This window comes from Ancylobacter oerskovii (genome assembly GCF_018390555.1).
Lineage (GTDB): Bacteria > Pseudomonadota > Alphaproteobacteria > Rhizobiales > Xanthobacteraceae > Ancylobacter > Ancylobacter oerskovii.
The window spans coordinates 138,866-151,370 of the sequence record NZ_JAHBGB010000027.1 but is presented as its reverse complement, the minus strand read 5'-3'; the positions used below and the strand labels follow the sequence as shown (position 1 = coordinate 151,370).

The 12,505-nt window shown below is 69.7% G+C and carries 13 protein-coding genes; 4 read left to right on the top strand and 9 right to left on the bottom strand.

What is annotated here, in order from left to right; genetic code table 11:
* Positions 1-148 precede the first annotated feature (148 nt).
* Both KHC19_RS12550 and KHC19_RS12545 read left to right on the top strand, forming a co-directional pair.
* Positions 149-1,093: a glycoside hydrolase family 26 protein gene (locus tag KHC19_RS12550; RefSeq protein WP_246548786.1), complete on the top strand. Its 945-nt coding sequence runs from the start codon at positions 149-151 to the stop codon at positions 1,091-1,093.
* A gap of 59 nt (positions 1,094-1,152) precedes the next feature.
* Entirely contained in the window at positions 1,153-1,686 is a 534-nt protein-coding gene (locus KHC19_RS12545) for a DUF995 domain-containing protein (protein WP_213352696.1), read from the top strand.
* A 100-nt stretch (positions 1,687-1,786) separates the two neighbouring features.
* On the opposite strand, the gene KHC19_RS12540 is transcribed toward KHC19_RS12545, so the two are convergent.
* From KHC19_RS12540 to KHC19_RS12505, 8 genes are all read right to left on the bottom strand, one after another.
* Positions 1,787-2,086 carry a hypothetical protein gene (locus tag KHC19_RS12540; RefSeq protein WP_213352695.1) on the bottom strand — a complete coding sequence of 100 codons (300 nt, stop codon included), beginning with the start codon at positions 2,084-2,086 and terminating at the stop codon, positions 1,787-1,789.
* A gap of 160 nt (positions 2,087-2,246) precedes the next feature.
* Positions 2,247-2,606, bottom strand: coding sequence for a DUF2934 domain-containing protein (locus KHC19_RS12535; protein ID WP_213352694.1), 360 nt, complete (start codon positions 2,604-2,606; stop codon positions 2,247-2,249).
* 93 nt (positions 2,607-2,699) lie between these two features.
* On the bottom strand, positions 2,700-3,056 hold the full coding sequence (locus KHC19_RS12530) for a carboxymuconolactone decarboxylase family protein (protein WP_213352693.1): 357 nt from the start codon (positions 3,054-3,056) through the stop codon (positions 2,700-2,702).
* A 10-nt stretch (positions 3,057-3,066) separates the two neighbouring features.
* Entirely contained in the window at positions 3,067-3,852 is a 786-nt protein-coding gene (locus KHC19_RS12525) for a glucose 1-dehydrogenase (protein WP_213352692.1), read from the bottom strand.
* Between the two features lie 57 nt (positions 3,853-3,909).
* Positions 3,910-5,025: an acetoin dehydrogenase dihydrolipoyllysine-residue acetyltransferase subunit gene (locus KHC19_RS12520; RefSeq protein ID WP_213352691.1), complete on the bottom strand. Its 1,116-nt coding sequence runs from the start codon at positions 5,023-5,025 to the stop codon at positions 3,910-3,912.
* Positions 5,026-5,036: 11 nt separating this feature from the next.
* A complete protein-coding gene (locus KHC19_RS12515) occupies positions 5,037-6,056 on the bottom strand; it encodes an alpha-ketoacid dehydrogenase subunit beta (RefSeq protein ID WP_213352690.1) in 1,020 nt (339 codons plus the stop codon).
* A 31-nt stretch (positions 6,057-6,087) separates the two neighbouring features.
* Entirely contained in the window at positions 6,088-7,071 is a 984-nt protein-coding gene (locus KHC19_RS12510; protein ID WP_213352689.1) for a thiamine pyrophosphate-dependent dehydrogenase E1 component subunit alpha, read from the bottom strand.
* Between the two features lie 62 nt (positions 7,072-7,133).
* Positions 7,134-8,165 (bottom strand): NAD(+)/NADH kinase, encoded by a 1,032-nt coding sequence (locus KHC19_RS12505; RefSeq protein WP_213352688.1) that lies wholly within the window; start codon positions 8,163-8,165, stop codon positions 7,134-7,136.
* Between the two features lie 286 nt (positions 8,166-8,451).
* Between KHC19_RS12505 and KHC19_RS12500 the strand changes: the two genes are divergently transcribed.
* Positions 8,452-10,446, top strand: coding sequence for a sigma-54-dependent Fis family transcriptional regulator (locus KHC19_RS12500; protein WP_213352687.1), 1,995 nt, complete (start codon positions 8,452-8,454; stop codon positions 10,444-10,446).
* A 19-nt stretch (positions 10,447-10,465) separates the two neighbouring features.
* On the opposite strand, the gene KHC19_RS12495 is transcribed toward KHC19_RS12500, so the two are convergent.
* Positions 10,466-11,368: a LysR family transcriptional regulator gene (locus KHC19_RS12495; protein ID WP_213352686.1), complete on the bottom strand. Its 903-nt coding sequence runs from the start codon at positions 11,366-11,368 to the stop codon at positions 10,466-10,468.
* A gap of 147 nt (positions 11,369-11,515) precedes the next feature.
* On the opposite strand from KHC19_RS12495, the gene KHC19_RS12490 reads away from it, so the two are divergent.
* Positions 11,516-12,490, top strand: a complete 975-nt coding sequence (locus tag KHC19_RS12490) for a Bug family tripartite tricarboxylate transporter substrate binding protein (protein WP_213352685.1) — start codon at positions 11,516-11,518, stop codon at positions 12,488-12,490.
* The last annotated feature ends 15 nt before the right edge of the window (positions 12,491-12,505 follow it).

Below are 12,505 nucleotides of genomic sequence, written 5' to 3'. Positions count from 1 at the left end.
GAAGCCGCCGCCTCGTCGGCCGCGAACGATCCGGGGCCGGCCGGTCGCCGGATGCTGCCGGTCGGCGTGGCGTCCGGTCCGGTGACGGTCGCGCGGGGGAAGGGCGGGTGCCGCTCTGCGCCGGCGCGAAACAGGAGGAGGCAGGAAGATGATGACAGGATCCAGGACGACGTATCTTGCCAGGACGATGTATCTTGCCGCATTGGCCGGAGGGGCGGGGCTCGCGCTGACCGCCATCCTGGTCATTCCCGGCGTGACGCAGTCGACGCCCCGTCCCGCCTTGCCGGCCGGACAGGTCGCGTTCGGCGTCTACGATCCCGACGGCGTGTTCGCCGGGGATACGGGCGTGCGCATCGAGCATGTGTTCATGCCCTGGCGCCATTCCGATCTCGGCTCGCTGGCGAAGGCCGATCATTATGCCCGCCAATATGGCCGCGACCTGCTCGTCACCGTCGAGCCATGGTCGTGGGCGCCGGCGGCGAACCCCCCGGCCGACCGGCTGCTCGCCGACATACTCGCCGGTGCCGAGGACGGCACGGTCAAGGCGGTCTGCGTCGCCGTCGGAGGGCTCCAGAGCCCGGTGACGATCCGCTGGGCGCACGAGATGGATCTGCGGAACGGCCGGTTCCCCTGGGCGGCGTGGTCGCCGCAGGACTATGCGGCGGCCTATCGGCACGTCGTCACCGAGTGCCGCAAATATGCGCCGCAGGCCCGCTTCATGTGGTCGCCGCGAGGCGAGGCGGGGCTGGAGGCCTATTATCCGGGCGACGCCTATGTCGATACGATCGGGCTGACCGTGCTCGACCTTCAGCAATACGACATCGACCGCTACGGGCATGCGCGCAGCTTCGAGGAGGCGCTGCGGCCGGCCTATGAGCGCGTGGCGCCGTATGGCAGGCCGATCGTGGTGGCCGAACTCGGCTTTCGCGGCGACGAAGCCTTCACCGCGCAATGGGAGCGCGACATGCGCACCATCGGCGAGGCATTCCCCGGGCTCGCCGCCGTCATCTACTTCAACGAGGTGGAAACCTATGCCTGGCCCGCGCCCTATGGCCGCCCCGACTGGCGGCTGCAGCGCGGCCTCGTGAACTGACGCCGCCGCGCCGCGCGGCTCGTCGCGGCCGGCATCTTTCAGCATTCGGGAGGTTTGTCATGATGAAGTCCGTTCTCGCCGCGGCGGTGGCCGCGATGCTCGCCGCCGCGGCGCCGCCGGCGCAGGCGCAGGGCCCGGCGCCGCAGGCCGCCAGGAAGCCGGCCCCGGCCGGCCTGCCGGGCGTCGCGGCGATCGATGCGCTCTATTCCGGCAAGAGCTGGATCTGGTCGGACGGCGCGGCCTATTTCTCGCCCAACAGGAAGTTCGTCGCCTGGGCCGGCTCCGGCAACGAGGTGAGCTATGTGCAGGGCACCTGGTGGGTATCGCCCACCGGCTGGGTCTGCTTCCAGGGCCTGTGGCACGCCAACGGCCCGTCGGGACGCAACTCGACCTGCTTCTCCCATCGCCTGGGCCCGGACAAGGTGCTGTATCAGCGCCGGGAGCCGGGCGGCGACTGGTACGTGTTCAAGCACGCGCAGCCGGTCGCCGGTGACGAATATGCCAAGTTCAAGGACGGCGACGTCGCGAGCGCGGGCGTCGCCAGGGCGAAGCAGGAACTGAAGAGGCTGAGGGCGGCCAGCGCGCGAAACTGACCTCGCGGCCGCCGGTCGCCGCCGCGACGGCGCGGCCACGCCCTCCGCAGCGGCAAAGGCGCGCCGGCCGCGCGGCACGGCCCGTTTACTCTGTGCCCGATTATTCGGTCGGGAGAGCCCGCGCCCCGTCGCGGGTACGCCCGACGCCGGCGGCGATGGCGGCATAGTCGAGCGCCGAGCCGTCCCGCTCCATCGCCCGGCGCAGGAAGCGGATGGGGAAGCGGATCGCTTCGCGGTTGGCCTCGCTCATGCCGGGGGCTCGCGAGGAGATTCCCGCCTCGGCGCAGGCAAGCGCCCCGGCGATCTCCTCGCCGGTGAGCACGCCCTTCTGCTTCAGCGCCTCGCACAGGGCGGCGAGGGCGAGCAGCGTGCCTTCCATCTGCAGATTGGCGGTGTTCATGAGGCGATCTCCCGGTTGTCTGGAGCGCATTCCGCCGGCAGCCGGCCAGGGGGCGCGCCAACCGGAGTATAAGCTAGGGTGAGGCGTCGCGCAGAGCCAATCCTTCTTGCGGCCGGGTGGGCGTTCCCGCCCGGGAGCCGCGTGGAGGAAAGGCGGTCGCTCACTCTTCCAGCCGGGTACCCGCCAGCCCGCTCAGGGCGCCGTCCTCATCCGCGAGCGGCGCGTGCGCCCGGCGGCGTGCGGGAGGCACTTCGAGGGTGCGGTGGATGGTGTCGATCTCGCTGACCGGCTCGTGTTCCTCCGGCGCCATCAGGACATTGGGATCGATCGCCAGACGCGCGACCTCCTCGGCCTCCGCTGTCCCGCCTGCGGCGGGGGCGGTCTCCTCGTGCCCGCCCTGTTCGATGGCGACGAGCCGCTCGGCATCGGACCAGTGACGGTCCGCGCGGCCGTCGGGCCTTCCTTCCTCTTCCCACAGCCGGTAGGCCTGCTCCCGGATGCGGTCCTCGCGCTGGCTCATCGTCTCCTCCCTTCACGCTGGTCCCTGACAACGTCGAGGGGAGAGGGCGCGTTCCGTCCGGGCCGGCCGATCATGCCGGCCGGCCCGGGAGGCTCACGTCCTGCCGGCCGTGAAGGCGTCGAAGGCTTCGAGCGCCTGTCCGGCATAGACCGCGGCCGGCCCGCCACCCATCTCGATGGCGACGGCCAGCACCTCGACCAGTTCCTCGCGCTCGGCGCCGTGGCTGCGGGCATTGGCGACATGGAACAGGATGCAGTCCCCGCAGCCCTGGTGCACGGCGATGGCGACGGCGATCAGCTCCTTCACCTTCGCCGGCAGGGCGCCGGCTTTCGAGGCTTCGCCCATCAGCGTGCGGAAAGCGCCCATCGTCTGCGGGGCCGCCTTGGCGAGCGCGCCGAAGCGCAGGTTCATGTCCTTCAATTGCTGCGGCAGGTTCTCGCTGGATGCCATCGGCGCCTCCTCAGACGAAGACCATGCCGCCGTCCACCATCAGGGACTGGCCGGTCATGAAATCGGAATCTGCCGAGGCGAGGTAGCGCGCCACGCCGACGAGGTCGTCCGGCCGCGAGGCCCGCCCCAGCACCGCCCCGGCGGCGAAGGTGTCGAACGCCTCGTTCTGCTTCTGCGTCAGCCCACTGTCGCGGAAGCCCTTGTCGATGGTGTCCCACATCGGGGTCGCCACCACGCCGGGGCAGAAGCAATTGGCGGTGATGCCCTCCTTGCCGAAGGCGCGGGCGGCGGCCTGGGTCATCGCCACCACCCCGAATTTCGAGGCGCAGTAATGGGCGAGCGGCTCATAGCCCTGCTTGCCGGCGATGGAGGCGGTGTTGACGATCTTGCCGCCGCCGCCCTGGCTGCGGAAGGTCTTGATCGCCTCCTGCATGCCGATCAGCACGCCGAGCGCGTTGACATCGGTGATGAAGCGCCAGTCCTCCTCGGTGATGTCGAGGAAGGGCCTCGTCTGGGCGACGCCGGCATTGTTGAACAGTACGTCGAGCCGGCCGAAGGCCTCGACGGCGCGGTCGAGCATGGCGCGCACCTGCGCCCGCTCGCGTACGTCCACCGCCACGGCGATGGCCTTGCCGCCGGCGGCGGTGATCCGACTGGTCACCTGATCGGCCGCCGCTTGCGAGAGATCCGCGACGGTGATGCGGGCACCGTCGGCGGCCAGCGCCAGCGCGATGGCGGCACCGATGCCGCCGGCGGCGCCGGTGATGACGATGCTCTTGTCCTTGAGATCGGGCATGTTTCCTCCTTCGCCGTCCGCCCGTGCGGCGGCGTTCGTGTCGTTGGAGAGCCTGGTTCAGCCTCTGATATGAGCCAATGCCAACTCGTTGACCCGGTTGGCCTTTTCCATCTGCACCATGTGGCCGGCCTCGCCGATGACTTCCGCCTTGGCCCGCGCGCCGAGCGCGCCGGCATGGGCGGCGGGGATCACCTGGTCGCTTTCCCCCCAGACCACCAGCACCGGCACCTTCGCCGCCTTCAGCGCCTCGGCGAGCACCGCGCTCTGCCGCCCGCCGGGGAACAGCGCGCCGGAGAGCGCCCGCAAGGCCTCGTCGACGCCGTCGAGACGCTTGTACTTGAGCAGGTCGTCAACCAGCTGGCGGGTGACGGTGGCCGGGTCGTGGAACAGCTGCTCCAGCACCGGCTTGAGGTCGCGGCGGGACGTCGCCGCGACGAAGCCGTCGGTGTAGCCGCTGTTGATCTCCGCCCCGAGCCCGGCCGAGCCGATCAGCGTGAGGGAATTGACGCGGTCCGGGTGGTCGAGCGCGGTCTGCGCGGCGACGGCCCCGCCCATGGAATGGCCGACCAGATGCGCCGAGGCGATGCCGAGCGCATCCATGAAGCCGGTGACGGCGCCGGAGAGCCCGGCCAGCGAGGCCTCCTTCACCTGCTTGTCCGATTGGCCGTGCCCGGGCAGGTCGAGCGCGTAGACGGTGCCGGCCTCGGCCAGCGCATCGATATTGAATAGCCAGTTGTCGAGGTCGCCGCCGAAGCCGTGGATGAGGATGACGTTCGGCTCGCCGTCTCCCCGCTTGGCGTAGCGCAGCCGCCCCGCAGGGGTCTCGACGAACTCGTAGCGCGGGCCGGCTTCCGCCTCCTCGCCTTCTTCCGCCGCATGGGTGGCGTATTCGGCGACATAGGCGTCGATGTCGGCCTCCGGCACGTCGTCATCGGCGATGACGCCGATCAGCGCCTTCACCGGATAGATTGTGTCGGGCGCGCCGATCACCCGGCGCAGCGTGCCGGCCTCGTTGGCCTCGACGACGCCGGCGATCTTGTCGGTCTCCACCTCGACGATCTCGTCGCCGACGCCGACCCTGGTGCCGGCGGGCTTGAGCCAGCCGGTCACCTTGCCCTCCGACATCGACAGACCCCATTTGGGCATGACGATCGGCTTGATGCGTTCGTTCATCGGGTGCTCCTTCACGCCGCGAGCGCGCGGGCGGTGGTCTTGGTCACGGCGGCGGCGATGGCGTCGGCGGAGGGGATGTAGAGATCCTCCAGCACTGGCGAGAACGGCACCGGCGTGTGCGGCGCCGTGACCATCTGCGGCGCCGCCTTCAGCGCCCCGAAGGCGTTCTGCGCCACATGGGCGGCGACGTCGCCGGCGATGGAGCAGCGCGGATTGGCCTCGTCGACCACCACCAGCCGGCCGGTGTTCTCCACGCTCTCGATCACCGTGTCCCAGTCGATCGGCGAGAGCGTGCGCAGGTCGATCACCTCGGCCTGCACGCCGGTCTTGGCGAGCTTCTCGGCGGCGTCGAGCGCGCGGTGCACGGTGAGGCCGTAGCTGACGATGGTGACGTCCTTGCCCTCGCGCACGATGTTGGCCTCGCCGAAGGGGATGGCGTAGCTCTCCTCCGGCACGTCGGCCTCCGAGCCGTAGAGCGCCTTGTGCTCGCAGAAAATCACCGGGTCGTCGTCGCGGATCGACTGGATGAGCAGGCCCTTGGCGTCATAGGCGTTGGAAGGGCACACCACCTTCAGGCCCGGCACGTGGGTGAAGAGCGGGGTGAGCATCTGCGAGTGCTGGGCGGCGGCGCGGAAGCCGGCCCCCACCATGGCGCGGATCACCACCGGGGTCTTGGCCTTGCCGCCGAACATGTATTTGAACTTGGCGGCCTGGTTGAGGATCTGGTCGAAGCACACGCCCATGAAGTCGAGGAACATCAGCTCGGCCACCGGGCGCATGCCGCAGGCGGCGGCGCCGATGGCGGCGCCGATATAGGCGCTCTCCGACAGCGGGGTGTCCATCAGCCGGTTGCCGTGCTTGGCGTGCAGCCCCTTGGTGACGCCGAGCACGCCGCCCCAGGCGTCGAGCTCGCCCGGCGCGCCGGCGCCGCCGACGATATCCTCGCCGAGCACGATGACGGTGGGGTCACGGCGCATCTCGAGATCGAGCGCCTCGTTGATCGCCTGCTTGTAGCTGATCTTGCGGGCCATTCTGGTTTCCTCCGGTTCTGTTTTCTTGAGCTCAGTAGGCGACGTAGACGTCGGTCAGCAGCTCGCGCGGCGAGGGCAGGGGCGCGCCCTTGGCGCTCTCCACCGCGGCATCGATGAGCGCGGCCACCTCGCGGTCGACGAGGGAGATCTCCGCCTCGCTCACCGCGCCGGCGGAGGTGACGCGGTTGGCGAAGATCCTGAGACAGTCGCGGTTCTCGCGGTTGTAGTCGTTCTCGCCCTTGGCCTTGTAGGTCTGGGCGTCGCCCTCGAAATGGCCGAAGAAGCGGATGGTCTTGCACTCCAGCAGTGCCGGCCCTCCGCCCTCGCGGGCGCGGCGGATCACCTCGCCCGCCGCCTCGTGGACGGCGAAGAAGTCGGTGCCGTCGACGGTGACGCCGGGCAGGCCGAAGCCGGCGGCGCGGTCGACATAGGAATCCACCGCGGTGGCGTATTCGACCGAGGTCGATTCCGCGTAGCCGTTGTTCTCCACCACGAAGATCACCGGCAGGTTCCAGATGGCGGCGAGGTTCATGCTCTCCAGCACGGTGCCCTGGTTGGAGGCGCCGTCGCCGAAGAAGGTGATGCCCACCCCACCGTCGCCGCGGAACTTCGCCGCGAGGCCGGCGCCGCAGATCAGCGGCGCGCCGGCGCCGAGGATGCCGTTGGCGCCCATCATGCCCTTGGAAAGGTCGGCGATGTGCATGGAGCCGCCCTTGCCGCGGCAGGCGCCGGTCGACTTGCCGTAGATCTCCGCCATCATCTCGTGCACGTCGACGCCCTTGGCGATGCAATGGCCGTGGCCGCGATGGGTGGAGGCGATGCGGTCGATGTCGGTGAGGTGCATCATGATGCCGGCGGCGCAGGCTTCCTCGCCGGCATAAAGATGGACGAAGCCGGGAATGTCGCCCTTGGCGAACTCCACATGCAGCCGCTCCTCGAAATCGCGGATGGTGCGCATGGTGCGGTAGGCGGCGAGCAGTTCGTCCTTCGAGAGGGGGAAGGGATTGTTGGTCATCGGCGTAGGTTCCTCCTTGGTTTTCCGGGTTTCTTGTGGGCTGGCGTCTTCCCGGCGGGCGTTCAGGCGTCGACCAGGGGGCGGTCGACCAGCAAGTGCTCCCTGGCCGCGAAGCGCATCACCGCGGCGACGTCGACGGTGTGGAAGGCGCGGTCGACGAGGCGGATCTCGACCTGCTGGTGCGGGTCGAAGAACAGCTCGCGCTCGCCGTCGAGCGCGATGGCGCCGGCGGCCAGCGCGGGGGTGAGCACGGCGCCGGCCGGCAGGCGCCGCCAGCTCTCGATGCCGATCTCCTCGACGAGGCCGGGGGCGATGGGCGCGCGCACCCGCGTCGCGGCGGTGGGGGCGAGCGTCACCGCGAGCCCTCCGGCTTCCGTCCGGCTCACCGGCTCGATCAGGCCGGCAATGGCGGCCATGCCGATTACTTCCGGGTCGGCGAAGGTGACGTAGAGCTCGCGGAAGGTCTCGGTGCGCCACAGCGCCCGGGCGCCGACGAAGCGGTCGGTGACGATGGCGACGTCGACCAGCGCGATCTCCGGCGGGGCGCCGTCGAGGCTGACCTCGATCTTCTTGTTGTCGGCGAAGGCGATGCGGGCCGGCACCAGCCCCATCGCCGCCAGCCCGGTGGCGAGGCCGGTGATGGTCGGCTCGCGATGCTCGGGAAAGGCGTTGTTGGTGCCGGTGGAGATGCCGGCGACCGGCACGCTGCCGCAGCCGCCGACCACCGCGCGGTGGGTGCCGTCGCCGCCGAGCACGATGATCGCGGCGATGTCGCCGGCCGCCGCCATCAGCCGGGCGGCGCGGCGCGTATCCTCCACCGTGCCGGTGACGGGCATGGGAAGGAAGGACAGGCGAGGGAAGCGATCCTCACCGTGGGCCCGCGCGCGCTCGATGCCGCGCAGCACATGGCCGGCGATGCCGGCGCGCTCCGGCATCATCACCGCTTCCTCGACGCCGCAGGCCCGGAGCGCCGCGAGCGCGCGCAGCACGATGTTGGCGCGGTCGGCGATCTGCACGCTGTTGGCGCTGGCGACGACGCGACGTATGTCGCGCGCCGAAATCGGATTGGCGATAATGCCGACCTTCGGCGTCATCCGGCTTCCTTCCCTTGGCGCATTTTGTTTTGCCAAGGCTTCCGCAAGCCGCGGGCCAATTCGCGTTTTTCACATAACTAATTGATTTTAAAAGATATTGCTGATCGGTGGGTTCCCGTTCCACCTGAGGCGGCGGCGCCACAGCTGTTGCACGCGGCGCCACAGCTGTGGCGCCGGCCCCGCAATCCGGGGCCGGCCGCTTGTGCGCTGCCGCAAGGCATTTGCTTGCCGGGTCCACCGTTCGGGGCAACACTCGCCGAAAAGCATAAAATCCTGGAGGACGCCGATGAGACGGGAACAGGCCGCGCACATCGACGAGCTCGTGCGCGTGGCGAACGGTCAGGCCGAGCCGAGCGCGCTGGGGCGCGATGCGGTCATCCAGCAGTCCTGGCGCCGCTGCGTCAGCGAGCACAAGCTCGATCCCGAGGTGCTGCGCGATCCCTGCATCCTGACCCAGTCGCGGCTACGCGAGCATCAGGACGCGATGGAGGAGTTCACCCACACCGCGCGGTTCGGGGTGGAGACGCTGTACCGTCAGGTGGCCGGGCTCGGCTATGTGCTGCTGCTCACCGACGCCAAGGGTGTGACGGTGGATTTCATCGGCGACCCCACCTTCGACAACAACCTGATGCGCGCCGGCCTGTATCTCGGTGCGGACTGGCACGAGCAGCATGCCGGCACCTGCGCCGTCGGCACCTGCATCGCCACCGGAGATGCACTGATCGTCCACCAGACCGATCATTTCGACGCCACCCACATCCCGCTCACCTGCACCGCCGCGCCGGTGTTCGATCCCGCCGGCAATCTCGCCGCGGTGCTCGACATTTCGGCGCTGCGCTCGCCGGTGCCGAAGGAAAGCCAGTTCCTGGCGCTGCAATTCGTGCGCTCCATCGCCAACAAGATCGAGACCGCCAATCTGGTGAACCGCTTCCGGCGCGAATGGATCATCAAGCTGGCCGCCTCGCCGGAATTCGTCGATGTCGAGCCCAGCTACGTGCTGGCGGTGGACGGCTCGGAGCGCATCCTCGGCTTCAACAACCAGGCGCGCCAATTGATGCTGCGCGAAAGCGAGCGGCGCATCGGCCGGCCGGACCGGCGGATGCTGGTGGGGCGCCGGCTCTCCGAATTCTTCGACCTCTCCATCGACGACCTGCCGCGCTTCTCCCATTCGCGGCCGGCCAGCCAGCGCATGGTGCGGCTCGCGGCCTCCGGCACGCCGCTCTTCGCCCAGAGCCTCGCCCCGCCGAGCCGCCCGGGCACGCCGATGGCGGAGCCGGCGACGCCCGCCGTGCCGGAACCCTTGCAGGCGCTGTTCCGCGACGACCCGGCGATGCGGCAGGTCGCGACCCGCGCCGCCAAGCTGGTCAACACCCAGATGAGCCTGCTGATCTGCGGCGAGACCGGTTCCGGCAAGGAGCATCTCGCCAAGGCCATCCACGCCGCCAGCGCGCGGTCGGGGCGGGCCTTCGTGCCGGTGAACTGCGCGGCGCTGCCGGAGACCCTCATCGAGGGCGAGTTGTTCGGCTACGAGCCGGGCGCCTTCACCGGCGCGGCGGCGCGGGGCAAGAAGGGGTTGGTGATCGAGGCCGATGGCGGCACGCTGTTCCTCGACGAGATCGGCGACATGCCGCTCGCCCTGCAGACGCGGCTGCTGCGCGTGCTCGCCGAACGCGAGGTGACGCCGCTCGGCCGTTCCAAGCCGATGCCGGTCAATATCCGCGTCATCGCCGCCACTCATCGCGACCTCGTCGCCGAGGTGAAGGCCGGCCGTTTCCGCGAGGACCTGTATTTCCGCCTGTCCGGCGCGGTGCTTACCCTGCCGCCGCTGCGCGAGCGGCGCGACCTCGGCTGGCTGATCGAGCGGCTGCTGGCGGACCGGGTGGCGGCCGGCCGGACGCTACGCCTGTCGGAGGAGGCGCTGCAGGCGCTGCTCGGCTATGGCTGGCCGGGCAATATTCGCGAGCTGATCAACGCGCTCGACTATGCCTGCGCGGTGGCCGGCGAAGGACGCATCGAGCGCGGGGACCTGCCCGACAGGTTGTCGGCCGGCGTCGACGGGCCCGGCGCCATCCTGGCGCGTATCCCCTCGGCTCCGGTCGACGAGATGGAGCAAGCGGGACGGCGGACGGGGCGGGAGGAACTGGTCGGCGCCTTGCGGGCGCGGCGCTGGAACGTCTCCGCCGTGGCGCGCGATCTCGGCCTGGACCGCACCACGGTGCATCGTCGCATGCGCCGCTTCGGCATCCTGTCGCCTCGCCAGGAAGACACGGCGGAGCCGTGACGGCCGCTGCCGCCGCGCCTCAGGCCGGCGCGGCGCTGTCGGCGAGCCGGTTCAGCGTCCGGTGCAGGGTCGCGATGGCGGGGTTGGCATTCGCCGGCCGCCAGACCGCATGCAATTCGACGATGGAACCCACATCGAGGTCGAGGGGACGCAGCACCACCCCGTCGAAGCCGAGATTTCGGGCCGCGCGCGGCACCAGGGCGAGGCCGATGCCGGCCTTCACCAAGCCCAGGATCGAATGCACCTGGCTGATGTGCTGGGTGTAGTGCGGGGTGATCGCCGCCGAGGCGAACAGCGTCGCGACGAGATCGTAGAAATAGCGCGCCTCGTAGGGGGAGTACGTCACCAGCGCGTGGCGTTCCAGGTCGGCCAGCCGGACTTCCGGCGTCGTGGCGAGGGGATGCTCCTCGGGAGCCGCCAGCATGAGGGGCTCGCGCACCACGCAGAGCGATTGCAGCTCCCGCCGGTTGAATGTCGGGCGGACCAGCCCGACATCGATGCGGCCGGCCGCGAGCGACTCGAACTGGTCGGTGGAGACCATCTCCTTCAGGACGAGGTCGATGTCCGGTGCCTCGGCGCGGAAGGCCTTGATGAGGCGCGGCAGGAATTCGTAGCCGGACGCGGCGGTGAAACCGAGGGTGAGGGCGCCGGCCTCGCCGCTGGCGGTGCGCCGGGCGGCGAGCGCCGCTCCCTCGGCGAGGCGCAGCAGCCGGCGGGCTTCCGGCAGGAAATTGTGCCCCGCCCGCGTCAGCGCCACCGAGCGGCTGGTGCGATCGAGCAGGCGCACGTCGAGCGCATGTTCCAGCAGCTGGATCTGCCGGCTGAGCGGCGGCTGGGTGAGGTTGAGCCGCGCGGCGGCACGGCCGAAGTGCAGTTCCTCGGCGACGGCGACGAAGCAGCGGAGATGGCTGAGTTCGAACATCGATCCAAAAATGGCATCAATCAATGCCGAAAACAACTCATTGTAGCATCGAACATAACCTAGATTGTTCCATGGAAGCCTGCATCGGCCTCCCAATGATCCAAGAGGCGCATCGACGCCCCTTCGCCCTTTTTGGAGGACACGCCAATGAGCCTTCGCCTGCTGAAGGCGGCCGCTGCCGCCCTTGCCTTTACCGCGCTCGTCCCGGCCCTTGCCGGCGCCCAGCAATTCGAGCGTCCCGTCCGCATCGTGGTGCCCTTCGCGCCCGGCGGCACCTCGGACATCCTCGCCCGCCTGATCGCGCCGAAGCTCTCGGAAGCCGTCGGCCAGCCGGTGGTGGTCGAGAACAAGCCCGGCGCGGCCGGCAATATCGGCGCCGACAGCGTTGCCAAGGCGAAGCCGGACGGCCACACCTTGCTGCTGATGGATATCGGCTCGCTCGCCGTGGCGCCGAGCCTGTTTCCCGACCTCTCCTACAATGTCGAGAACGACCTCGCCCCGGTCGGCATGGTGATGTTCGGCCCCTATGTGCTGGCGGTGAACCCCTCGGTGCCGGCCAAGAACGTTCCTGAGCTGGTCGCCTATGCCAAGGCCAACCCCGGCAAGCTGGCCGTGGCCAATTCCGGCGTCGGCGCGCTCAACCACATCACCGCGGTCGCGCTCGCCCGCCATCTCGGCATCGACTGGAAGAACGTCCCCTATAAGGGGGGCGCCGCCGCCTCGCGCGCCGTGGTCTCCGGCGAGAGCAACGTCATCATCAACGGCGCCACCGCGACGCTGCCCTTCGTGACCAACAAGCAGCTCACCGGCATCGCAGTCACCGGCGACGAACGGCTCGCCGCGCTGCCGGATGTCGAGACCTTCAAGCAGGCCAAGCTGCCGCTCGACGACGCCGGCACCTGGCAGGGCCTGCTCACCACCGGCAAGACTCCGCCGGAAGTGGTCGCCAAGCTCAATGCCGAGCTCAACAAGATCCTCGCCATGCCGGAGATCCAGGCCAAGGTCGCCGAGCAGGGCGGCTCGGTGCGCCCCGGCACGCCGGAGGCGGTGAAAAGCTGGCTCGCCACCAATATCAAGAGCTGGGGCGACATCGTCCGCGCCGCCGACATCAAGACCAACTGATCGCGGAGCGGTATC